The 22,274-nt window shown below is 73.8% G+C and carries 20 protein-coding genes and 4 pseudogenes; 9 read left to right on the top strand and 15 right to left on the bottom strand.

Annotated elements, in window-relative coordinates; all coding sequences use genetic code 11:
• Positions 1–58: 58 nt before the first annotated feature.
• From BJF88_RS02490 to BJF88_RS02475, 4 genes are all read right to left on the bottom strand, one after another.
• On the bottom strand, positions 59–946 hold the full coding sequence (locus BJF88_RS02490; RefSeq protein ID WP_075827636.1) for an ABC transporter permease: 888 nt from the start codon (positions 944–946) through the stop codon (positions 59–61).
• A complete protein-coding gene (locus BJF88_RS02485; RefSeq protein WP_075827635.1) occupies positions 946–1,746 on the bottom strand; it encodes an ABC transporter permease in 801 nt (266 codons plus the stop codon). Before BJF88_RS02485 ends, BJF88_RS02490 begins: the two co-directional genes overlap by 1 nt.
• Positions 1,743–2,552 carry an ABC transporter ATP-binding protein gene (locus BJF88_RS02480; protein ID WP_075827634.1) on the bottom strand — a complete coding sequence of 270 codons (810 nt, stop codon included), beginning with the start codon at positions 2,550–2,552 and terminating at the stop codon, positions 1,743–1,745. The genes BJF88_RS02485 and BJF88_RS02480 overlap by 4 nt, the downstream gene beginning before the upstream one ends.
• 135 nt (positions 2,553–2,687) lie before the next feature.
• Positions 2,688–3,458 (bottom strand): IclR family transcriptional regulator, encoded by a 771-nt coding sequence (locus BJF88_RS02475; RefSeq protein ID WP_075827633.1) that lies wholly within the window; start codon positions 3,456–3,458, stop codon positions 2,688–2,690.
• 185 nt (positions 3,459–3,643) lie between these two features.
• Here BJF88_RS02475 and BJF88_RS02470 point away from each other — a divergent pair, with 185 nt between their 5' ends.
• Positions 3,644–4,444 carry an SDR family NAD(P)-dependent oxidoreductase gene (locus BJF88_RS02470; protein WP_075827632.1) on the top strand — a complete coding sequence of 267 codons (801 nt, stop codon included), beginning with the start codon at positions 3,644–3,646 and terminating at the stop codon, positions 4,442–4,444.
• Here the strand turns inward: BJF88_RS02470 and BJF88_RS22905 are convergent.
• The 3 genes from BJF88_RS22905 to BJF88_RS02450 are packed head-to-tail and all read right to left on the bottom strand — an operon-like array spanning position 4,408 to position 7,245.
• Complete coding sequence (locus BJF88_RS22905; RefSeq protein WP_369824445.1) at positions 4,408–6,255, bottom strand: ATP-binding cassette domain-containing protein; 1,848 nt, start codon at positions 6,253–6,255, stop codon at positions 4,408–4,410. The two genes, BJF88_RS02470 and BJF88_RS22905, sit on opposite strands and share 37 nt — an antisense overlap.
• Positions 6,252–6,557, bottom strand: a complete 306-nt coding sequence (locus BJF88_RS02455) for a transcriptional regulator (protein WP_075827631.1) — start codon at positions 6,555–6,557, stop codon at positions 6,252–6,254. The genes BJF88_RS22905 and BJF88_RS02455 overlap by 4 nt, the downstream gene beginning before the upstream one ends.
• Positions 6,550–7,245: a hypothetical protein gene (locus tag BJF88_RS02450; RefSeq protein ID WP_075827630.1), complete on the bottom strand. Its 696-nt coding sequence runs from the start codon at positions 7,243–7,245 to the stop codon at positions 6,550–6,552. The genes BJF88_RS02455 and BJF88_RS02450 overlap by 8 nt, the downstream gene beginning before the upstream one ends.
• A gap of 297 nt (positions 7,246–7,542) precedes the next feature.
• On the opposite strand from BJF88_RS02450, the pseudogene BJF88_RS02445 reads away from it, so the two are divergent.
• The 4 genes and pseudogenes from BJF88_RS02445 to BJF88_RS02430 form a co-directional block, all read left to right on the top strand.
• A pseudogene (locus BJF88_RS02445) lies at positions 7,543–8,607 on the top strand (cation:proton antiporter); the annotation flags it as partial.
• Positions 8,608–8,774: 167 nt separating this feature from the next.
• On the top strand, positions 8,775–9,620 hold the full coding sequence (locus BJF88_RS02440) for an SPFH domain-containing protein (protein WP_369824444.1): 846 nt from the start codon (positions 8,775–8,777) through the stop codon (positions 9,618–9,620).
• Entirely contained in the window at positions 9,617–9,937 is a 321-nt protein-coding gene (locus BJF88_RS20975) for a toxin-antitoxin system HicB family antitoxin (RefSeq protein ID WP_255371686.1), read from the top strand. Before BJF88_RS02440 ends, BJF88_RS20975 begins: the two co-directional genes overlap by 4 nt.
• A gap of 201 nt (positions 9,938–10,138) precedes the next feature.
• Positions 10,139–10,939 carry a CPBP family intramembrane glutamic endopeptidase gene (locus BJF88_RS02430; RefSeq protein ID WP_075827666.1) on the top strand — a complete coding sequence of 267 codons (801 nt, stop codon included), beginning with the start codon at positions 10,139–10,141 and terminating at the stop codon, positions 10,937–10,939.
• A 36-nt stretch (positions 10,940–10,975) separates the two neighbouring features.
• On the opposite strand, the gene BJF88_RS02425 is transcribed toward BJF88_RS02430, so the two are convergent.
• Both BJF88_RS02425 and BJF88_RS02420 read right to left on the bottom strand, forming a co-directional pair.
• Entirely contained in the window at positions 10,976–11,308 is a 333-nt protein-coding gene (locus BJF88_RS02425; protein WP_139315873.1) for a hypothetical protein, read from the bottom strand.
• Between the two features lie 292 nt (positions 11,309–11,600).
• Complete coding sequence (locus tag BJF88_RS02420) at positions 11,601–12,224, bottom strand: GAF domain-containing protein (RefSeq protein WP_075827628.1); 624 nt, start codon at positions 12,222–12,224, stop codon at positions 11,601–11,603.
• A gap of 171 nt (positions 12,225–12,395) precedes the next feature.
• Between BJF88_RS02420 and BJF88_RS02415 the strand changes: the two genes are divergently transcribed.
• The 3 genes from BJF88_RS02415 to BJF88_RS02405 all read left to right on the top strand — a co-directional run bounded on the left by BJF88_RS02415 (position 12,396) and on the right by BJF88_RS02405 (position 13,687).
• On the top strand, positions 12,396–12,719 hold the full coding sequence (locus BJF88_RS02415; RefSeq protein WP_139315872.1) for a hypothetical protein: 324 nt from the start codon (positions 12,396–12,398) through the stop codon (positions 12,717–12,719).
• 32 nt (positions 12,720–12,751) lie between these two features.
• Positions 12,752–13,243, top strand: coding sequence for a hypothetical protein (locus BJF88_RS02410; protein WP_075827626.1), 492 nt, complete (start codon positions 12,752–12,754; stop codon positions 13,241–13,243).
• Between the two features lie 108 nt (positions 13,244–13,351).
• Positions 13,352–13,687, top strand: a complete 336-nt coding sequence (locus BJF88_RS02405) for a YnfA family protein (RefSeq protein ID WP_075827625.1) — start codon at positions 13,352–13,354, stop codon at positions 13,685–13,687.
• Here the strand turns inward: BJF88_RS02405 and BJF88_RS02400 are convergent.
• Positions 13,662–13,895 (bottom strand): hypothetical protein, encoded by a 234-nt coding sequence (locus BJF88_RS02400; protein ID WP_139315871.1) that lies wholly within the window; start codon positions 13,893–13,895, stop codon positions 13,662–13,664. The two genes, BJF88_RS02405 and BJF88_RS02400, sit on opposite strands and share 26 nt — an antisense overlap.
• A 308-nt stretch (positions 13,896–14,203) precedes the next feature.
• Here BJF88_RS02400 and BJF88_RS02395 point away from each other — a divergent pair, with 308 nt between their 5' ends.
• Entirely contained in the window at positions 14,204–15,019 is an 816-nt protein-coding gene (locus BJF88_RS02395; protein ID WP_075827623.1) for a hypothetical protein, read from the top strand.
• A 17-nt stretch (positions 15,020–15,036) separates the two neighbouring features.
• Here BJF88_RS02395 and BJF88_RS02390 read toward each other — a convergent pair.
• The 5 genes and pseudogenes from BJF88_RS02390 to BJF88_RS02365 all read right to left on the bottom strand — a co-directional run bounded on the left by BJF88_RS02390 (position 15,037) and on the right by BJF88_RS02365 (position 21,973).
• Positions 15,037–16,763: pseudogene (locus tag BJF88_RS02390) on the bottom strand (dipeptide ABC transporter ATP-binding protein).
• Positions 16,760–17,763, bottom strand: a pseudogene (locus BJF88_RS02385) (ABC transporter permease). Before BJF88_RS02385 ends, BJF88_RS02390 begins: the two co-directional pseudogenes overlap by 4 nt.
• A 154-nt stretch (positions 17,764–17,917) precedes the next feature.
• Positions 17,918–19,021 (bottom strand): ABC transporter permease, encoded by a 1,104-nt coding sequence (locus tag BJF88_RS02380; protein ID WP_075827622.1) that lies wholly within the window; start codon positions 19,019–19,021, stop codon positions 17,918–17,920.
• A gap of 92 nt (positions 19,022–19,113) precedes the next feature.
• Positions 19,114–20,759: pseudogene (locus BJF88_RS02375) on the bottom strand (ABC transporter substrate-binding protein).
• 407 nt (positions 20,760–21,166) lie between these two features.
• A complete protein-coding gene (locus tag BJF88_RS02365; RefSeq protein WP_075827620.1) occupies positions 21,167–21,973 on the bottom strand; it encodes an HdeD family acid-resistance protein in 807 nt (268 codons plus the stop codon).
• Positions 21,974–22,274: the final 301 nt, after the last annotated feature.

Raw genomic sequence — 22,274 nt, 5'->3', positions numbered from 1 at the left:
CGCGCGGGGACGCGAGCGCCGTGCGGGTCGGGAGAGAGCGTCGGGGCCGCTGGGATCGTCAGGGCCGCCGGTCGGGCGGTGCCGCGGGAGGGTCAGGCGACGTCGGCGGAGCCCACGCCGCGGAACCGCTTGCCGACCGTGTTGAGCAGGAGCACGAACAGCCGGTCGGCGACGAGGCCGAGGGCGCCGAGCACGAGGATCGCGGAGAAGCGTCCGGGACGTTGGTCGACGTCATGCCGTTGTTCACCATGACGCCGAGACCGGCGGACGCACCGAGCATCTCGGCCGAGACGACCGTCATGAAGGCGTTGCCCATGGCCACGCGCGCTCCGGCGGCGATGTACGGGACGCTCGCCGGGAGCGTCACCCAGGTCGTGCGCTGCCACCAGCTCGCGCCGGCGACGCCCGCCATGCGGACCATGTCGCGCGGCACCTTGGTGGTGCCCTCGATCGTGTTGAGGGCGACGACGAACACGCTCGTGTAGACGATGAGCAGGATCTTCGCCGTCTCGCCCGTGCCGAACCACACGAGGACCGGGCCGAACCAGGCCAGCGGCGGCACGAAGCGGAAGAACGTCACCAGCGGCGCGGCCAGGCCGGCGGCGATCCTGCTCCCGCCGAGGAGGAGCCCGAGGAGCACGCCCGCGAGGGAGCCGACGAGGAAGCCGGCCGCGATGCGCGTCAGGCTCGCGCCGACCGCGTCGACGAGGGTGCCGTCCGCGAGGTTGTCGGCGAACGCCTCGGCGACCGCGAGCGGGCCGGGGAAGAGCAGCGGCACGCCGTAGGCGCGCGCACCCCACTCCCACAGCGCGACGAGGACGACGAGCGAGCCGAGCAGCACCCCGGTCCGGCGCAGCGCGCGCGCCGCCGCGGGCCTGGGGACGACGAGCCGCCGCGTCGCGCGCCCGGCCGTCGAGGTCGTGCCGAGCGTGGTGGAGACAGCCATCACCGGACCTCCCGTCCTGCGTAGTACTTCTCGAGGAACACCCTGCGCAGCGCGAGGAACGACGCGTCGAACAGGTAGCCGACGACACCGAGGACGAGGATCCCGGCGAACATCGTCGCCGTGTCGGAGAACGTCCTCGCGCTGTAGATGACGAACCCGAGGCCGGACTGGCCGATGATCATCTCGGCTCCGATCACGGCCATGAACGACAGCCCCAGGGCGAGGCGCGCGCCGGCCATGACGTACGGGACGGCGTTGGGCACGAGGATCCGCACGAACGTGCCGGCGGGCGACGACCCGACCGCCCGCGCCATGCGCAGCTTGTCCGGCTCGACCGCGGCGATGCCGCTGATCGTGTTGATCGCGACCGGGAACAGCGCCGCGTACACGACGACGAAGAGGATGGACGGCTCCCCCACGCCGAGCCAGATCGTCGCCGGGACGATCCACGCGATCGGCGCGACCATGCGCAGGAAGTTGAGGTACGGGTTGAGGACCGTGCGCACCGGGCGGAACGACCCGATGGCCGCGCCGACCAGGAGACCGGCGAACGCCCCGAGGGCGAAGCCGACGACCGCGCGACGCAGGGTGTCGACCACCTGCGGTCGCGTCGCGGGGTCGGCGACGAGCTCGCCGAGCGCGACCGCGACCTCGGTGGGGGCGGGCAGCACCAGCGGGTTCGCGGTGACCGTGGCCGCGGCCTGCCACACCACGACCGCGAGGGCGACACCACCGACCCCGAGCAGGGCCCGCCCGACGCGCGGCGAGGTGATCGGCGACGGCAGGGCCGGGGCGCTCATGCCGCCTCCGTCAGGTCCGCCACGGGCCGCCGCGCCTTCGCCGCGGTGACCGTCGCCTCGAGGCGGTCGACGAGCGCGTTGAGCTCGGGACCGCGGCGGCGCGGCCGCGGGAGGTCGACGTCCACGACCGAGTGCAGGTACGCGCGCGGGCCGGCGCTCATCACCCCGACCCGGTCGGCGAGGATGACCGCCTCGGAGATGTCGTGCGTGATGAACAGGACGGTGCGTCGCTCGCGCTCCCAGATGCTCGACAGCTCGAGCTGGAGCGACGCGCGCGTCTGGGCGTCGAGCGCCCCGAACGGCTCGTCCATGAGGAGCATGCGCGAGTCCGTCACGAGCCCGCGCGCGATCTGCACGCGCTGCTTCATGCCGCCCGACAGCTCGTGCGGGAGCTTGTCCGCCTGGTGCGCGAGCTCGACCAGCTCGAGGACGTGCTGGCCGCGCCGGCGGCGCTCCGCCGTCCCGACGCCCGCGACCTTGAGCGGGAACTCCACGTTCTGCCGCACCGTGAGCCATCCCAGGAGCGACTCGTGCCCCTGGAAGACGACCGCGCGGTCGGGCCCGGGCGCGGTGATGCGCTCCCCCGCGACGAGCATCTCCCCCGCCGTGGGCCGCTCGAAGCCGGCGACCTGGTTGAGGATCGTCGTCTTGCCGCACCCCGACGGGCCGAGGAGGACGAAGAACTCGCCGGAGCGGATCGACAGGTCGACGTGCTCCATGACGGGCGGCAGCGAGCTGCGGTAGCTGTAGGAGACGTCGCGCACCTGGAGCAACGGCGCGGCGGACGTCGTCGGGGGAACAGTCATGGGACACCGTCCTGGGTCGGGAGGACGTCCCGGCGGGGAACGCCGGCGACGCGCCCACGCTAGGAGGGCGACGTTGCCCGGCCCTTTCCCGACCGTTTCCGGACCGTGCCCGTCACGTTTCGCCGGTGTAACCCCTTACGCGTCGAGGTCGCGCAGCCGCGCGGAGGCCTCCGCCGCGGCCTCGACCACGACCTCGGCGAGCTGGGCGATCGTCGCGTCGTCGGCCCGTTCCGCCAGGTAGGCCACGGACAACGACCCCGCCGGCCGCCCGTCCCGGTCGAGCACCGCCGCCGCGATCGACGCCGAGTGCTTGACCCGCTCGCCGTCCGAGCGGGCCCACCCGCGCTCGCGCGCGACGGCGACGCGCTCGCGGATGACCTGCTCGTCCGTGATCGTCGACGACGTCAGCCGCGGTCGTGGGAGCCGCAGCACCTGCTCGACGTCCTCGTCGGGCAGCGCCGCGAGGATGACGATGCCGTTCGCCCCCACGACCAGGGAGACGCGCTCGCCGAGCGTCACCGAGATGCGGATCTCCTGCATGCTCTCGACCTGGCCGACGTAGCACCGCTCGTAGCCCTGACGGGCGCTGAGGGTCGTGGTCTCGCCGGTGAGCGCGGCGAGGCGCGCGATGACGGGCGTGCCCGCCGTGCGCAGCGCGTCCCGGCGCCGCGCCTCCTGCCCGAGCCCGACGGCGGCGTGGCCCGTCCGGTAGCGGCCCGTCGCCGGGTCCTGCACGGCGAAGCCGAACTGGCGCAGCTCGCCGAGGACCCGGTGCACCTCTGCGGTGGCCATGCCGGTCGCGGACGCGATCTCCGGCACGCTCAGGGGGTGCGCCGCGTTCGTGAGCTGCTGCAGGACCAGCAGCGTCCGTGCCGTGGTCGTCGCTCCCGAGGGGCCGCCGTCCATGTGGTCTCCCGCCTCCCGAGCCGTCGTGCGCGACGAGCAGCCTATCGCCGCTCGGGGTGCGAGCCCGGCGGCCGGGAGCGCACGATGGCCGGACGCGACGCGCCCGGCTCACTCCCCCTGCCGGGCGCGCGCGTGCACCGGCGCGCCGTCGGACCTCGCCGGCGCGGGAACGGAAGGGAGCACTCGTGGACCTGGGCATCGAAGGACGCGTCGCCGTCGTCACCGGGGCGGACTCGGGCATCGGCCTCGCGACGGCGCGCGAGCTGCTGCGCGAGGGCGCGCGCGTCGTCCTGACGGACGAGGACGCGACGTCGGTGCGGCGCGCCGCCGAGTCGCTCGACGCACCCGAGGGCACGTGGGCGACGTGCGGGGCGGACCTGCGCTCGGCGCAGGACGTCGAGGAGCTGGCACGCGTCGTCGAGCAGACGTTCGGCGGGGCGCACGTGCTCGTGCACTGCGCCGGCGTGCACGGCGCGCAGGGCCTGTTCCACGAGATCGACGACGAGGGCTGGCTCGAGACGTTGCAGGTCGACCTGCTCGCCGCGGTCCGCGTCGTGCGCGCGCTGCTGCCCGGCATGCGCGCGGCCGGGTGGGGGCGCATCGTGCTCGTGTCGTCCGAGGACGGCGTCCAGCCCTACGTCGACGAGCTGCCGTACAGCGCCTCGAAGGCCGGGATCCTGTCGCTCGCGAAGGGGCTGTCGAAGACGTACGGGCGCGAGGGCGTGCTGGTCAACGCCGTGTCGCCGGCGTTCGTCGCGACGCCCATGACCGACGAGATGATGGACGCCCGTGCCCGCGAGCTCGGGGTCGACCGCGACGAGGCCGTCCGCAGCTTCCTCGCCGAGGAACGTCCCGGCATCGTCACCGACCGGCGCGGGAAGGCCGAGGAGGTCGCGGCGGCGATCGCGTTCCTGTGCTCGGCGCGGGCGAGCTACGTGAACGGGTCCAACTACCGGGTCGACGGCGGCTCGGTCGCGACGATCTGAGGAGGCGTCGCGGCGGCGCCCCGGGGCCGGGGCGCCGCCGCGACGGGCGCGTCAGCGGAACCGTCGGCCCTCGTCGCGCCGGTAGGCGGCGACGGCGAGGACGGCGAACAGCAGCGTCCAGCCGAGGAGCACCGGCCACGCCCACGGGTTCGCCGCGTCCCCCGTGAGGCTCTGGACGAGCAGGTCCCGACCGCCACGCGTCGGCGTCGCCTGGGAGATGCCGTCGAGCCAGTCGGGGAACAGCAGCGGCGGGAGGAACAGACCGCCCGCGACGCGAGCGGGAAGAGGATGACCTGCACGACGGGCAGCGCGGCCTTGGCGGACAGCGAGTACCCGACCGCCATGCCGAGCAGCACGAACGGGACCGACACGAGCAGGATCGTGCCCACGCCCGCGACGAGCTCGGTCGCCGTGACGGACGCGTCGGTGAAGAGCCACCCGATGAGGATGAGCGGCACGAGGCCGAAGAGCGCGAAGATGCCGCCGTTGAGGACGCGCGCGATCATCCGTGGGGCGGGGCCCGCGGGCAGCGACCGCAGGAACGGGTCGAACGGGAGCTGACGGTCCTCCGCGACCCCGAGCCCGTAGGTGAACAGGCTCGCCGAGCAGACGGCGAACAGGCCGAGGGAGGCGACGGCGGTGGTTGCCGCGACGGGGTCCTGCGCGACCGCGGGCTGCGGCACGACGAAGAAGAACATCGCGAGCGCGGGGAACAGCAGGTTGCCCAGGACGGCGATCGGTACGCGCACGGTCTCGAGGAACTGGTACCTCAGGTGCAGCCAGGTCAGCCGCACGGGCCGGGCGGGGCGTGCGTCGCGGTGCCGGCGGTGGTGCCGGCGGTGGTGCTGGTCGTGGTGCTCATCGTGCTCCCTCCACGTCGCGGGCGACCATCTCCTCGAACGCCTCCTCGAGCTGGCGCCACGGATCTCGAGGTCGCTGAAGTCGGTGCCCGAGGTGACGAGGTCGCGGACGAACGCGTCGGCGCCGGGCGTGTACAGCTCCTGGCGGCCGTCGGCGAGCGCCTCGGCCCGCACGACGCCGGGGCGGCTCGCGAGGTCGGTGGCCGACCGCACCGCGACCCGGCGCAGCGAGACGCGGCGCAGGATCGCGTCGAGCGCGTCATCCGCCTTGACGACGCCCTGGTCGATGACGACGACCCGCTGCGCGAGCGCCTGCACCTCCTCGAGGTAGTGGCTCGTGAGCAGGACCGTCCCGCCGTCCGCGTGGTAGGCGCGGATCGCGTCCCACAGCGCCTGGCGGGCCCCGACGTCGAGGCCGGTCGTGGGCTCGTCGAGCAGGACGACGCGCGGGCGCCCCACGAGCGACAGGGCGACGGCGAGGCGACGCTTCTGCCCGCCGGACATCGCGCCGGCCTGGCGCCCGGCGAGCTCGGTGAGGCCGAACTGGTCGAGGAGCGCGGCGGTCGGGACCGGGTCCGGGTAGTGCCCGCCGACGAAGTCGACGACCTCGCGCACCTTGAGCGTCGCGGGCGGGCCCGTCTCCTGCGGCGTGATGCCGAGACCAAGCCGGCTGCGGGCGTCGCGGGGGTCGCCGCCGAACAGGCGGACGGCTCCCTCGTCCGGGCGCCGTTGGCCGCTCACGAGCGACAGCAGGGTCGACTTGCCGGCGCCGTTCGGGCCGAGGAGTCCGACGAGCTCGCCGGTGCCGACGGTCAGCGAGACGTCGTCGAGCGCGACCACCGTGCCGAAGCGCTTGGTCACGCCCTGCGCCGCCACGAGCGGGGCGGCGGCGTCGGGCGTCGTCCGTGCGGCCCGCGCGGCCGGGGGCGGCGACGTGGGTGGTGCGGTCATGATGCGGTTCCTCTCAGGAGGGTGGTCAGTGCGGTCGTGTACGCCTCGAACGCGGCGCGGCCGGCACCGGTGAGGCGGAGGTAGGTGGCGGGGGTACGGCCCTCGTGCGTCTTGGTGACGTGGACGTAGCCGGCGTCCTCGAGCTTGCGCAGGTGGGTCGAGAGGTTGCCCGCAGTCATGTCGAGCAGCTTCTGGAGCTTGGGGAACGACAGCTCGTCCCCGGGTCCGAGCGCGGCGAGGGTCGCGACCACCCGGAGCCGTGCCGGGGCGTGGATCACGGGGTCGAGCCCGCCGTCAGGCATCGGCCACCTCCGTCGTCGCGCCCCGGCCGGTAGGCCCGGCGTCGGCGGCGAGACGTCGTCGTCGGACGCGCAGCAGATGCTCGGTACCCGCCATGACGAGGAAGCCGCCCCCGCCGAGGAGCGCCATGACCAGGTACGTCAGGGGCAGTCCCGCGAAGGTGGCGACGGCCGCCACGAGGAGGATCCACACGCCGAGCACGAACAGGCGCGTGTCCTGGAAGGCGGCCGCGCCGCCGAGGTAGAGCAGCCCGACGACGACGCACGCGAGCGCGTTGCTGGCGAGCGACATGACCTCCTCGGACGCCCCGGCCCGCGCGAGGCCGCCGAGGACGGCGGCGAGGGCGACGAAGCCGAGCATCCAGGACCAGCCGTAGAGCATCCCGGTGCGGGCGCTGACGCCACGGGTGCCGGCCGTGCGGCTCACGCTGTGGACGATGGTGAACGCCACCGCGGAGACGATGGCCCCGCCGAACACGGCGAACGCCCACGACGCGGGCTGCCCGTCGGCCCCCTGGCGGGCGCTCGTCCACAGGCTGAGGTAGCCGACGAGCCAGGCGACGCCCCACGCGAGGTAGAGCAGGCGACCGTCCGGCTCGGTCGCCGAGCGCGCGCGCTCCTGCTGAGCGCGGATGAGCCGCAGCGACTCCGCCGGGTCGAGGGGAGCGTCGTGCGGTCGGTCGTCGGTCATGCACGCCTCCGGCGTCAAAGTGGTTTGCGCTGCAAAGTGCTTCCATCATGGCCCGCCGGACCCCGGTCTGGCAAGCATGCGAGGCGGGCGCGCGCGTCCTAGCGTCGGACGCACGCCGGACGGGCTCCGGCGAGGAAGGAGACGAGGTGGGACTGGCCTGGGTGTACGCCGTGCTCGGGGTCGCGAGCGTGGGGCTCGCCCTGTGGAGCCGACGGCTGCGCAGCCTGCCGGTCACCGAGCCTCTCGTGGCGCTCCTGCTCGGCGTCGCGCTCGCGCAGACGGGGCTGCTTCGGCGGCTCGGGCGCGCTCGGCTGGGACGCCGAGCAGCGGGACACCCTCCTGCTCGAGGTCTCGCGCCTCCTGCTCGCCGGCTCCGTCATGGCCGCGGCGCTGCGCTTCCCCGCGACGACGCTGCGGGCGATCTGGCGCCCGGTCCTCTGGCTGCTCGTCGTCGTCATGCCCGTCGCCGCGGTCGTGTCCGGCGCGCTGGCGCTGACGCTCGGCCTCCCCCTCGCGCTCGCCGCGGTCGTGGGGGCGTGCCTGAGCCCCACCGACCCCGTGCTCGCCGCCTCCGTCGTGACGGGCGACGTGGCCCAGCGGTCGCTCCCGCAGCGGCTGCGCGCGGTGCTCACGGCCGAGAGCGGCGCGAACGACGGGCTCGCGCTGCCGCTCGTCGCGATCGCCGTCTCGTTCGCCCTGCCGTCGCGGGACGTCGCCCACGAGCTCGTGCGCCTGCTGTGGGAGGTCGGTGGCGCCGTCGCGATCGGCGCCGCCCTCGGGCTCGCCGTCGCGGCGGGCCGCCGCGCGGCGACCCGCCACCGGGACCTCGACGACGGCCCGGCGCTCGTGCTGACGCTGCTCCTCGCCGTCGCGACCCTCGGCGTCGCACGCCTCGCGCAGACCGACGGCGTGCTCGCGGTCTTCGTCGCCGGCATCGCCTACGGCGCGCGCACCGGCGCCTCGACCCGCTCGCGCCAGGACACCGTCGACGAGGCGGTCAACCGGTACGCGGTCGTGCCGTTCTTCGCCCTGGTGGGCGCAGCGCTCCCCTGGTCGGAGTGGGCGCGGATGGGCCCTGGGGTCGTGCTCGTGGTCGTCGGCGTGCTCCTCCTGCGGCGGCTCCCGGCCGTCCTCGCGTCGCGCGTGCCGCTGGGCATGCGGTGGCGCGACGCGGCCTTCGCCGGATGGTTCGGCCCGATGGGCGTCTCCGCGGTGTTCTACCTCGCGCACGCGCGCGACGAGGGCGTGGACGACCCGCGGGTCTTCGCGATCGGGATGCTGGCCGTGGCCGCGAGCACGGTCGTGCACGGCACGACGGCGGCCCCGTTCGTCCGTCTGTACGCCCGCCGCTCCGCCGATTAATGTGATATCACTTTGCTATCCACATGATCGGCGGCCGGCGCGGCCGCAGGAAGGACTGCGACCATGACCGAGACCGTCACCCCACCGCAGGAGTCCGTCGGCGGCGAACCGACCGGGCGGCCCGTCGGCCACGCGGGCACCCGCGTGGACGTCACCGAGCGTCCCGCGTGGTCGCTCGCGCCGGCGGCGCGATCGTCGCGCTCGTCCTCGCCTTCGCGCTCGCCGGTCTCGGCATCGTGCTGTTCGCCGTCGCGACGCCGGCGTCCGCCGTGGCCGCGGTCGTGTGCCTCGTGGTGGGGATCGGGCTCTTCACCGGCATCTCGGTCGTGAGCCCGGGCCAGACGCTCGTCGTGCAGCTCTTCGGCCGGTACCTCGGCACCATCCGTCGCACCGGCCTCGTGCTGACGGTGCCGCTCACCACGCGCCGCCGCGTGTCCGTGCGCGTGCGCAACTTCGAGACGAGCGAGCTCAAGGTCAACGACGCCGACGGCAACCCCATCAACATCGCGGCGATCGTCGTGTGGCAGGTCGCCGACACCGCGAAGGCCAGCTTCGCCGTCGAGGACTACGACGACTTCGTCGTGGTGCAGGCCGAGTCCGCGCTGCGCCACGTCGCGATGTCCCACCCGTACGACGACGCCGACGCCGGCGAGGAGTCGCTGCGCGGCGCGACGGAGGTCGTCTCCGCCGAGATCGCGGCGGAGGTCGCCGAGCGCGTCGTCGTCGCGGGCGTCGAGGTCATCGAGGCGCGCATCTCCAACCTCGCCTACGCGCCCGAGATCGCGCAGGCGATGCTCCAGCGCCAGCAGGCGGGCGCGATCATCGCGGCCCGCTCGCGCATCGTCGAGGGTGCGGTGTCGATGGTCGAGGACGCGCTCGCGCGGCTCGAGCGGGACGACGTCGTCGTGCTCGACGACGAGCGCCGCGCCACGATGGTGTCCAACCTGCTGGTCGTGCTGTGCGGCGAGAGCCGCGCGACGCCCGTCGTCAACGCGGGGTCGCTCTACCAGTGACCTCTGCGGACCCGGACCTGCCCGGCGACGGCGAGCGGCCGTCGTCGGGCACCGGCGCGCCCGGGGCCGACGGCGACGGCGGAACCGTCGGGGAGGAGGAGCGAACGGCCCGGCCGCGGAAGGCGCAGCGCAAGTCGGTGCTGCTGCGGCTCGACCCCGCGGTGCACGACGCGCTCGCCCGGTGGGCCGGCGACGACCTGCGCAGCGTCAACGCACAGGTCGAGATGTTGCTGCGCCGGGCACTCTCGGACGCCGGGCGGCTGCCGCGCGACGTGGCGCCCGTGCGCCGTCCGGGCCGCCCGCCGCGCGAGCCGTGACCCGCCCCGCCGCCGAGCACGACGTTGCTGCCGTATTGCGGCTCCTGGCGGCACCGACATCGTGCTCGACGGCGACCAGGGACGTGATCGGCGTCCGGCGGGCTCTCAGCCGACGTCGAGGCCGCGTCCCGGCGGCGGTGCTATAACCGGACGGTGCCCCACCAGCCCGCCGACGCCGCCGCGTCCACCGTCGCGTCGCCCGTGCCGCCCGACGCCCCCGCGCCACGGCCGGACCGGTCCGCGCGACGCCGCACCACCGCCGAGATCTGGATCGTCCTCGGCCTGAGCCTCGGCCAGTCGGCGGTGTACGCGCTCATCAACATCGTCGCGCGGCTCACGGCCGGGACGGCGCTGCGCGACCAGTCGGCCAGCCTCAACGTCAGCCAGTCGGCGCGCCCGTACCTCGACCTGACGTACCAGCTCGTCGGGATCGTCTTCGCCGTGCTGCCCGTCGCGCTCGCGCTCTACCTGCTCAGCGCGCGCGGCCGGTCTGCCGTGCGGGCCATCGGTCTCGACGGCGCCCAGCCCGTCCGCGACGTCGGCTGGGGGTTCGCGCTGGCCGCGGCGATCGGCATCCCCGGGCTGGCGTTCTACCTGCTGGGACGCGCGCTCGGCATCACCGTCGAGGTGCAGGCGTCCGCCCTCAACGCCGCGTGGTGGACCGTCCCCGTCCTCATCCTCTCCGCGCTGCAGAACGGGCTGCTCGAGGAGGTCATCGCCGTCGGCTATCTGTACGAACGCACGCGCGACCTCGGCTGGGGGCGCGTGCAGTTCGTGGTCTGGAGCTCGCTGCTGCGCGGCGCCTACCACCTGTACCAGGGCATCGGGCCGTTCATCGGCAACGTCGTCATGGGCGTCGTCTTCTCCTGGTGGTACACGTCCCGCTGGGGGCGGCACCGCGTCATGCCGCTCGTCATCGCGCACACGCTGCTCGACGTCGTCGCGTTCGTCGGGTACGCGCTCCTGCGGCTGGAGTGGAAGCAGTCGCTCGGGCTGGCGTGACGACGGCGGACCGCGCCGGGTGCAGCGCTGTGAGCATCAGGTGTTGACGGCCAGGCAGGGGTCGACGACGCGGTAGGAGCCTGGTGCCCGACGCTCGACGTCGCCCTTCACGTCGTACACGACACCGACGCCGACGCCGCCGCCGTCGAGACCCGCCCACAGATCCACGGTCTGCGAGCTGCACCCGCTCGACAAGAAGGCCGCATCCTGCTCGACCCACACGCAGACCTGACCTCGCGTCTCCGGCTGCTCGACGAGGAAGAACGCGAACGCACCCTCCTCGTGCAGCAGGCGTGCCTCTCCGAACTCGTCGGCCGCCTCGGCCGAGGTGTCGATCGCGTCCTCCGGCCCGGCCTCGGTCTCGAACACGTCCGACGGAGCGCACCCCGGACCCCCGCCGCTGCACGCCGCAAGAGCGCCCAGCGCGAGGACCGCGATCGCCGGGGCGAGTCGTGCCGTCAGAGGGCGAGCCTGGCCGAGACGCCGCTGCATTCGTCATCCCGTCGTCGTGTCCGATGCTCACGCAGGACATCAGACGGTCAACGATTCGGCAAATCGCTGTCCGTGCCAGCGCCCGTCCGACCTGTGTCGCCCACCCGCGTCGCCCGGCCGTCCCCGACGGCGATCGCCCGAAGGACCGACTCGGCGATCGCCCGAGGACTCACGCCCCGGCGCCGCGCAGCTCCGTGATCGTCTGCCGGGCCGCTTCGGGCGTGCAGGCGTTGGCCTCCATGATCGTGCCCACGGCACGCTCGACCGCCGTGTCGTCGGACATCCTGCGGTACATGCCCGCCGCCGCGTCCTCCACGTCGGCGAAGCGCAGATGGAGTCGCACGTCCGTCGCGACCAGGTCGGCCATCGCCCGCGCCGTGCGCAGGAGCCCGGGGTTCCACTCGGCGTCCGCGCGGGAGTAGACGTCGAGCGCGACCATCGTCCCCGGGCCCACCTTCGCGGGCACCGCCACCGTCCGGTGGAACCCCTCGCGCACGGTGGCGTCCCGCCACTCCCGCCATCGCCGCTCCCGCGGCACGCTCGACACGACCTGGACCTTCCGGTGGGTCATCGCCTCGATGCACGGCCCGTCCTCGGCGCGCGCCTCCACCTGGTCGCAGCGCCCGGCTGCCGGTGAACTGCTGCCGGCGAGCAGCGTGACGCCGTGGTCCCGCACGATGATGGACACCTCGACGCCCTCGCCCAGCGCGCCCGCGGCACCCGTCGCGTGGTCGTTCAGATAGGTGGCGAGCGCCATCACGTCCTCCAGGTCGGCGGTCCCGGTGCCCGCCACGACCCCGCGGACGGAGCGGTGACGGGGTGGCGACGATCGCTCGGGTTCCGCCCTTCCCCTGAACCTACGCCTGGGACCGCCCGTTCTTCGCCCGCGGCCCTGCACGGCCGGGTCGACGACGCCGCCGGGCTGAGCGTCTGGCACGATCCGCCCATGACCCGCGATCCGCCCATGACCATCGCCGACCGACGGAGCGGACGACTCTCCGGCCTGGCCCGGTGCTGTCGAGCGGTCGCTCTGGTGCTGGGTCTGCTGAGCGCCGGGCAGCTGATCGCGTGGGCGAACCGCTGGTACGTGACGGAGCAGCTCGCGCGGTCGCTCGGGAGCGAGGACGCCGACTTCGCCGTGTGGGTGTACGAGCGCATGGCCCTCGCGCACGAGGCCCTTCTCACCGGCGTCATCCTGGGCGTGGCTGCGGCTACCCTGCTCGCGGCGGGAGCCCGCCTCGACGCGCGGGCGGTGCGGCGCGACCTCCTCCGCGACGCCGACGTGTGAAAGATCTGGTCCGGCGACGACATGGTCCGGTCATGACCACCTGGACACGTCGCGCGGTGACCGGGCTCGTCGTCGCGGCGTGGTGCGGCGTCGCCGGCGGCTGCGCATCCCCCACGGAGAGCCCCGCCCCGGCCGAGCCGACGGGCACGGTCGCCGACACGTGGAGAGCTCCCCTCCCCGGCGTGCTCAGCGAGCCCCCTGCCGCGGTCGTCCGGGGCGAGCAACCGGACGAGCTCGTCGTCGTCACGTGGGGCAGCGGCTCGTGCCCGGCTCTCCCGGTCGAGGTGTTCTGGTCGACGACGGCGATGCTCCCGCCCACGCCCGCGTCCCTGCGCATCGACGTGAGCCCCGACGTGTGGGGAGACGTCCCGTGCACCGAGGACTACGGCCCCAGTGCGAGCACCGTGACCGTCTCGAACCTGCCGGACGACGCCTTCTCGGTGACCGTCGCGCCGGCGTCGACCGCGAGCGACGCCGGACAACGCCGAACAGTGACGCTCACGGTTTCCGCTGCCGACTCCTGACGCAGATCGGCCGGCCCGGAAGGTCAGCGGGACGTCACCGGGGTCGGACGCCGCCAGCCCGTAGTCTCGGGCCGAGCGAGCCGCCGCCGACCACGTGAGGACCGACCCATGACCCTGACCCGCTCGATCCTGCTGTTCGCCGCCGCCGCGCTGTTCGAGATCGGCGGCGCGTGGCTCGTGTGGCAGGGGGTCCGTGAGCACCGGGGCTGGATCTGGATCGGCGCGGGCGTCGTCGCGCTCGGCCTCTACGGCTTCTTCGCGACGCTCCAGCCGGACGCGAACTTCGGGCGCATCCTCGCCGCGTACGGCGGGGTGTTCGTCGCCGGGTCGCTCGTCTGGGGCATGGTCGTCGACGGGTTCCGGCCCGACCGGTGGGACGTCACGGGCGCGTTGATCTGCCTCGTCGGCGTCGCCGTCATCATGTACGCGCCGCGGCCGGCCTAGGGCCACGCCCCGTCTCCGCGGGCTCCAGCGTCACCTCGCCGTCGCGGATGAGGATCTCCTCGTCCGGGCACACCGGACCGTCGACCACGACGACGTCGCCCGCCTCCAGCTCCACCGTGACGTCGCCCGGCGTGCACCCGTAGTCGAGGAGGACGGTCCCGCCGGACTCGTCGATCTGGAGCTTTTCGTCCCCGATCAGGACCGTCACCGCGCCAGGGCCCTCGTTGAAGACCGACAGGTGCCGGCGTCGCTGCACCCGGCCATGCCGACGGCCATGCCCACGACGACCAACGCCCGCACGGCGATCGACCGACCGCACGCAGCCCTCGACCGTCGGGTCACCCGGCACCTCCCTGCCCGCTCGACACGCCGCCTCTCCGAGGCTAGCCGCAGCGGCACCGCTCCGACGGCGCCCCGCGCGGGCCGCTGGTACGTTCGCGAGATCTGCTGGTGCGACGTGCCACGGAGAGCGTGACAGCCCGTCACGCCCGACCGACCCACCGCAGGAGGACGACCATGGCCGACCACGACCTGATCCGCTCCGTGGCGCTGGGCTCCGCGTGCACGGCGTTCGTCACGGTCCCCACGCTCGGCCCGCTGGTCGGCGGGGGTGAGCAGACGGCCCGCTACGACACCGTGATCACCCCGCCCGACTACGCGTTCGTGATCTGGGCCCCGATCTTCGCCGGCTGCGCGGCCGCGACCGTCGCCCAGGTCCGGCCCGCGGGACGAACGGCCGCGAGCAGCCGCCGCACCGGATGGCTCCTCGCCGGCGCGTTCGCGACGAACACCGCGTGGTCCGTCGCAGCCCAGACCGACCGGTTCGCGCTCACCCCGGCCCTGCTGCCGGTCGCCACCGCGTTCGCTGCCGGCGCGCACTCCCGGCTCCAGGGCGTGCCGCCGACGGAGCCCGCCACCCGCGTCACGGCGGCGGCCACCGGGCTGCTCCTCGGCTGGACCGCGGTCGCGAGCGCCGTGAACGTCGCGGCGGGCGCGCTCCTGCTCGGCGCGCGGAAGACGTCGTCGCGGACGGTCACCGCGTCGACCGTCGGGCTTCTCGGCGTCTCGGCAGCGCTCGCCGGCGCCGTCGCGCGGACGAGGACGGGCGCCCTGCCCCTCGCCGCCGGTCCGGTCTGGGCACTGGCGACCACTGCCGCGACCCGGGATCGTCCCGGACCCGTCCGTGCCGCCGCCGCGGTCGGCGCCCTGGCGATCGCCGCCGCGGCACGGCGGTCCGCACGGGGCTCCCGCCGCGGACCCGCCGCGCCGCATGGACGCCGACCGTCGCCCGGTCCGTCACACCGCCCGCGTGGTGCGACGGACCGCGGTTAGCCGAAGCCGGGGGGCGTTCAGCCGCGGAGCTCGCGCAGGGCCTCTCGCCGCTCGGCCTGCGCGACCGGGTCGGGCACGGGCAGCGACGCGAGCAGACGCCGCGTGTACTCCTCGCGCGGGTTGCCCAGCACCTCCTCGCCCGTGCCCTCCTCGACGAGCCGCCCGCGGTACAGCACGGCGATGCGGTCGGAGAGCAGGTCGACGACGGCGAGGTCGTGCGATACGAACAGGCTCGCGAAGCCGAGCTCGCGCTGGAGCTCGGCGAACAGCTCGAGCACGCGCGCCTGCACGGACACGTCGAGCGCGGACGTCGGCTCGTCGGCGACGAGCAGCTCCGGGTCGAGCGCGAGCGCCCGGGCGAGCGACGCGCGCTGGCGCTGCCCGCCGGACAGCTCGTGCGGGAACCGGTCGCCGTACGAGCGCGGGAGCTGCACGGCCTCCAGCAACTCGTCGACGCGGCCGCGCGCGTCTTCCGGGGAGGCGGCGCGCCCGTGCACGACGAGCGGCTCCGCGACGCAGTCCGCGATGGTCAGCAGCGGGTTGAAGCTCGTCGCCGGGTCCTGGAACACGAACCCGATGCGCGGGCGCATCGGCTGCAGGTCTTTGGGCCGCACGCCCTTCATCTCGACGCCGAGCACGCGCAGCGACCCGTCGGTGACCGGGGTCAGACCCGCGACGGCGCGCGCGATCGTCGTCTTGCCCGAGCCGGACTCGCCCACGAGCCCGAGCACCTCGCCAGGGCGGATGGTGAGCGAGACGTCGTCGACCGCGGTGAAGCCCGGGCGTCGCAGCCGGCCCGGTAGGTGATCGTCAGGCCCTGCGCCTCGACCACCGGCTCCGCGCTCTCCCAGCCGGCAGCGCGGGCCGACGCACGGGCCTCGGCGCGGGCGACGCCCTCGCCGATGCGCGGCACGGCGGCGAGCAGCCGCTTCGTGTAGTCGGCCTGCGGAGCCGCGAACAGGTCGTGCGCCGTCGCCTGCTCCACGACCTTGCCCTGGTACATCACGGCGACGCGGTCGGCGAGGTCGGCGACGACGCCCATGTTGTGCGTGATGAGCACGATCGCGGTGCCGAACTCGTCGCGGCAGCGGCGCAGCAGGTCGAGGATCTCGGCCTGGACGGTGACGTCGAGCGCCGTCGTCGGCTCGTCCGCGACGATGAGGCCCGGGTCGAGCACGAGCGCCATGGCGATGACGATGCGCTGCTTCTGCCCGCCCGAGAACTGGTGCGGGTAGTGGTCGACGCGCGTCTCCGGGTCGGGGATGCCGACGCGCCGCAGCACGTCGATGGCCCGCCGGCGCGCCTCGCGGCGCGAGACCTTGGCGTGCGCGCGCAGGCCCTCGACGATCTGCCACCCGACGGTGAAGACCGGGTTGAGCGCGGCGGACGGCTCCTGGAACACCATCGCGACGTCGGTGCCGCGCACCTGCCGCAGCCGCTCGCCGTCGAGCGCGACGACGTCGTGCTCCGCGGTGCCCGCCTTGTTCGACAGCACGACGGCGCCGCGCGCCGTCGCGGTCGACGGCAGCAGGCCGAGGATCGTCTTCGCCGTGACGGTCTTGCCCGAGCCGGACTCGCCGACGACGGCGAGCACCTCGCCGGGCGCCACCTGGAGGTCGACGCCGTCGACCGCCCGCACCGCCCCGGCGTCGGTCGCGAACGACACCGCCAGGTCCTGGATGGTGACGACGGGGCGGCGCGTGGCGTCCGCGGTCGAGGTGGTCGTCTCGGTCGGCGCACTCATCGCCGTTCCTCCGTCTCGTCCGACGGTCCGCTCGTGGGCGGACCTGCTTCGTCGTCGCGCGCTGCCCAGCCCTCGAGGTCGTCGAGGCCGGCCGGGCCCGCCGTGAGCGTGCCGCCCGGCACGACCGACGTCTCGGCCACGTCGCCCGAGACCTCCGCCGACGCGCGGCGCGAGCGCAGGCGCGGGTCCGCGAGGTCGTTGAGGCTCTCGCCCACGAGGGTGATGCCGAGCACGACGAGCACGATCGCGAGGCCCGGGAACAGGGCGGTCCACCAGATGCCGCTCGTCACGTCGGACACGGCCTTGTTGAGGTCGTAGCCCCACTCCGCGGCCGCCGTCGGCTCGATGCCGAAGCCGAGGAAGCCCAGGCCGGCGAGCGTGAGGATCGCCTCGGACGCGTTGAGCGTCACGATGAGCGGCAGCGTGCGCGTGGCGTTGCGCAGCACGTGGCGCACCATGATGCGCCGGTGCGGCGTGCCGAGCACGCGCGCCGAGTCGACGAACGCCTCGCCCTTGATGCGCACGACCTCGGCGCGCGTCACGCGGAAGTACTGCGGGACGAACACGACCGTGATCGACAGCGCGGCGGCGAGGATGCCGCCCCACATGCTCGACTGGCCGCCGGAGATGACGATCGCCATGAGGATGGCGAGCAGCAGCGACGGGAACGCGTAGACCGCGTCCGCGACCACGACGAGCAGGCGGTCCGCCCAGCCGCCGAAGTACCCGGACACGAGCCCGAGCAGCACGCCGATGACGATCGAGGCGAGGATCGCGACGACGATGACGAGGATCGCCGTCTGCGCCCCCCAGATGACGCGCGACAGCACGTCGTACCCGCCGACGGTGGTCCCGAGCAGGTGCTCGGCCGACGGCGGCTGCTGCGCGCCGAAGGCGCCTCGGACGTGCGGAGCTGGCTGTACCCGTAGGGGGCGAGCACGGGCGCGAGCGCCGCCGTGAGGGCGAAGAGCGCCGTGATGACGAGGCCCGTCACGAGCATGCCGCGCTGCAGGCCGACGCTCTGGCGCAGCTGGTGGACGACGGGCAGGCGCTTCCAGCGCGGTCCGCGACGGCGCCCGGCCGACGCGGAGCCGGACGCCGCGGCCGTCGAGGGGCCGGCGCCGGCGGAGGTGGTGCTGGTCTCGGCGACCATCTCAGTACCTCACCCTCGGGTCGATGAGCGCGGCGACGACGTCCACGAGGAAGTTCGTCACCGCGACGATCACGGCCATGAGCACGACGATCCCCTGCACGGCGACGAAATCGCGCGCCTGGAGGTACTCGGCGAGCTGGAACCCGAGGCCCTTCCACTCGAACGTCGTCTCGGTGAGGACGGCACCCGCGAGGAGCATCGCGACCTGCAGGCCGATGACGGTGATGATCGGGATGAGCGCGGGGCGCCACGCGTGCGTGCGGACCAGCCGCGACTCGCGCACGCCCCGCGAGCGGGCCGCGTCGACGTAGTCCGTCGACAGCGTGCCGATGACGTTGGTGCGCACGAGGCGCAGGAACACGCCGGCCGTGAGCAGGCCGAGCGCGACGGCGGGGAGCACGGCGTGGGCGAGCACGTCGCCGATCACCTCGGGGTCCCCGGTGCGGAACGCGTCGACGAGGTAGAAGCCCGTCGGGTCGTCGAGGAGCTGCATCTCGATCTCCGCGTCCGTCGACGCGCGGCCCGAGACGGGCAGCCAGCCCAGCCAGACGGAGAAGACCAGCTTGAGCAGCAGGCCCGCGAAGAACACGGGGGTCGCATAGGCGAGGATCGCGCCGATGCGCAGCGCGGCGTCGGGCACGCGGTCCCGGAAGTACCCGGCGACCATGCCGAGCGGGATGCCGACGACGAACGCGACGAGCAGCGCGTACAGCGCGAGCTCGAGCGTGGCGCTGCCGTACGTCGCGAGGACCTCGACGACGGGCCGGTTGTCGCTGATCGTCGTGCCAAAGTCGCCGCGCACGATCCCGCCGAGGTACTCGAGGTACTGCACGAAGACCGGGCGGTCATACCCGGCCTCGGCGATGCGCTCGGCGAGCTGGTCGGGCGTGAGGCGTCCGCCGAGCGCGGCGGTGATCGGGTCGCCGGTGGCGCGCATGACCACGAAGACCGTGGTCACGAGGATCAAGACGGTGGGGATGATGAGCAGCGCGCGCACGAGGATGTAGCTCCCGAGCCCGCCGCCCGATCGGCGTCGGCGGCCGGCGGCGCGGGGTGTCGCCGCCCGGTCCTCGCCGACCTGCTGGTCCGCGGTGGTGGTGGTCATGTCGTCTCTTCGTCGCAGGGTTCCTGGGGCGTCCGCGGGCACGGACGCAGCCCGGCCTCCCCGCAGCGTGCGCGGGGAGGCCGGGCGGCGCGTCAGCCCTTGGACAGGGCCGCGTAGCGGAACTTGAAGGACGGGTCGAGCGTGTCCTCGGCCCCCTCGACGTCGGTACCGACCACCGCGACCTGCGCACCCTGGAGGTACGGCAGCGTCGAGAGGTCCTCGGCGACCTTCGTCTGGATCTCCTCGATGAGCGCGGTGCGCGCGTCGGCGTCCGCGGTCACGGCCTGCTCGAGGATGAGGTCGTTGACCTCCTGGTCGGCGTAGTGGTTGACCAGGAAGTTCTCCTCGAGGAAGAACGGCGTGAGGTAGTTGTCCGCGTCGGAGTAGTCCGGGAACCAGCCGAGCTGGTACGCCGGGAAGACGTCGGCGGTGCGCTCCTCGGCGTACGTGACCCACTCGGTCGTCTGCAGGTCGACCGTGAACAGGCCGTCCTTCTCGAGCTGGTCCTTGATGAGCGCGTACTCGTCGGCCGACGAGGGGCCGTAGTGGTCGTTCGAGTACTGGAGCTTGAGCGTGACCGGCGTCTCGACGCCCGCGTCCGCGAGGAGCTGCTCCGCCGCGGCCGCGTCGGGCGCGCCCGCGCCGTCCCCGTACATCTCCTTGAGCGGCTCGATCGCGCCCGTCAGGCCCGCCGGGACGTAGGAGTACAGCGGGGTGTAGGTGCCCTTGTAGACCTGCTCCGACAGCTCCTCGCGGTCGAGGAGCGACGCCGCGGCCTGGCGGACGGCGAGCGCCTTGGCCGGGTCGGCCTCGGGGGTCGCGGCGCCGTACGGCTGCGTGTCGAAGTTGAAGGTGATGTAGCGGATCTCGCCGCCGGGACCGTCGAGCACCTTGACGTCGTCGTTGCCGCGCAGGTCCTCGATGTCCGTCGCGGACAGGCTGCGCCACGCCACGTCGATGTCGCCCTGCTGGATCTCGAGCTTCATGTTCGACGCGTCGGCGTAGTACTTGACCGCGACCTTCTCGGTCTTCGCCGCGCCGAGCAGGCCCTCGTAGCCCTCGTACGCCTCGTACGTGACGAGGTTGTTGAAGTCGTAGTTCGTGATCGTGTACTGGCCCGCGAACGCGTTGCCGTCGACGATCTCCTGGTCCGACGTCAGGGCGTCGGCCGCGAACACGTCCTCGTCGACGATCGGGCCCGCCGGGCTGGACAGGATCTGCGGGAAGACCTGGTCGTCCTCGCTCTTGAGGTGGAAGACGACGGTCGTGTCGTCCGGCGCCTCGACGCTCTCCAGGTTGTACAGCAGCGACGACGGCCCGTTGGGGTCGGCGATCGCGATCTGGCGGTCGAACGTGAACTTCACGTCCGACGACGTGAGGTCGTTGCCGTTCGCCCACTTCAGGCCCGGCTTGAGCGTGACCGTGTACTCGGTCGGCGCCGTGAACTCGGCCGACTCCGCGATGTCGGGCTCGACGTCGGGGCTGCCGTACGGGGTGTTCATGAGGAACGGGAACACCTGGTTCATCACGGCGAACGACCCGTTGTCGTACGAGCCGGCCGGGTCGAGCGTCGTGACCTTGTCGGTCGTGCCGATCGTCAGCGAACCGCCGCCGGTCGAGCCGCCGTCGCCGTCGCGTCGTCGCCGGAGTCCCCGCCGCCGCACGCCGTGAGGGTGAGCGTCAGCGCCGTGATGCCGGCGGCCGCGGCGAGGAGCCGCTTCCTGGACATCGCTGTCATGGGTCTACCTCTTTCTCGGAGTTCTCGGGGTACGAGACGCAGGTGGTGCGACGGTGCACGCACCAGGACCCCGGCCTGGTGGCCAAGTGCGGTGATTTCTAGCACGCCACTGTGTCGAGCATGTGTCAGAACGCACAGAAAACGGGCGATACCGCCACGTCTGTTACCCGGTCGTAACCCGCCGCCCCGGGCAACCGTCGTGGCGCGAGACACGCCCGCAGGGCCGGGCTGCCCGGTGTACTGTTCCGCCCCCTCGTCGGGGGCCTAGACGGACGTCGAGCCGTCCCGCGGGGAGCGGTCGTCGCGCGAGGGGATACCGGGCCTCGCCGACGGTCCCGCCGACGGCCGCGCCGTCGGCGGACCGACGTCGGGCCGGGCCGCCGCCGCCCCGAGGACGGACCCGCCCGTCACCACCACGCCCGCCTCCGCGGCCTGCGCGCGCAGGTCCGCGAGCTCGCGCGCCACCGCGCGCACCGCGAACCCCGACACCACGTGGATCGATCCTGCGACGAACGCGTAGGGGCGAAGACGACCGCGACGAGCCGCAGCACGTCGAACGAGTCGAGCGGACGCGTCACGAGCAGGATGCCGAAGAGCACCGAGACGATGCCGAACGCGAGCATCCACGCCCAGCCCAGGTCCCGGTTGCGCGCGAGCGCCGCTGCGCCCGCGATCGTCGTGATGCCGAGCACGAGCACCCACACGGCGAGCACGTAGTACAGGGCGGTGGGCGAGAGGTCGGGCCAGAGCGCGACCACCACGCCGAACACGACGTTCACGCCCGCCTGCGCCAGCCACCACGCCGACCCCACCTGCCGCCGGTGGACGAACCCCTGCACGGCGACCAGCACGCCGTCGGCCACGAGGAACGCACCGAGGACGAGGCGCAGCGTCCCCAACTGCTCGAGCGGCTCGATCATGAGCAGCAGGCCCAGCACGACCAGCACGACGCCGCGCACCACAGGCAGCCACCACACCCGCCGGAACGGGTTGCGCTCGTGCGCCTCCTCCTCCGCCTGGGCCTCCGCCGGGGCGGAGGTCGGCGCGGCGCCCGGGCGCTCGGAGCCCGGCCGGTCGGAGCCCGGGCGATCGGAGCCCGTGCTCGGGCCCGGGCGCGCGGCGCCGGGCCGGTCGGGGCCGCTGCGCTCGGGGCCGGTCGGCGCGGGGCCGTCCGCACCGTGCCGAGCCGTGGGCGACGTCGGGTCGTCCGTCATGCCACCTCCCTGCGTCGGGCTCGCGGGAGCCGTCGGTCCCACGAGCGCTCTCATGCTAGGGAGGGCTGGGTCACACTCGCGCGTCGGAGCAGGGTGGGGAGCGCGGTCCCGCCCCCGGCAGAGCGGGACGAACGTCGCGAACCGCACCGCGCGCGCCGTCACGCGCCGCCGACGGTGCCCGGGGGCGCCGTCGCGACCCCCGACGCGCGGAGGAAACGGCCAAATACCGCGCTCCTCCCAGGGCTGCGCCCTAGACTCGCGGCATGTCCTCGCCCGCTCCCGAGCCGCCCGGGAGCCACCC

Source organism: Cellulosimicrobium sp. CUA-896 (genome assembly GCF_001942335.1).
GTDB lineage: Bacteria > Actinomycetota > Actinomycetes > Actinomycetales > Cellulomonadaceae > Cellulosimicrobium.
This window is presented reverse-complemented; position numbering and strand designations above follow the sequence as displayed.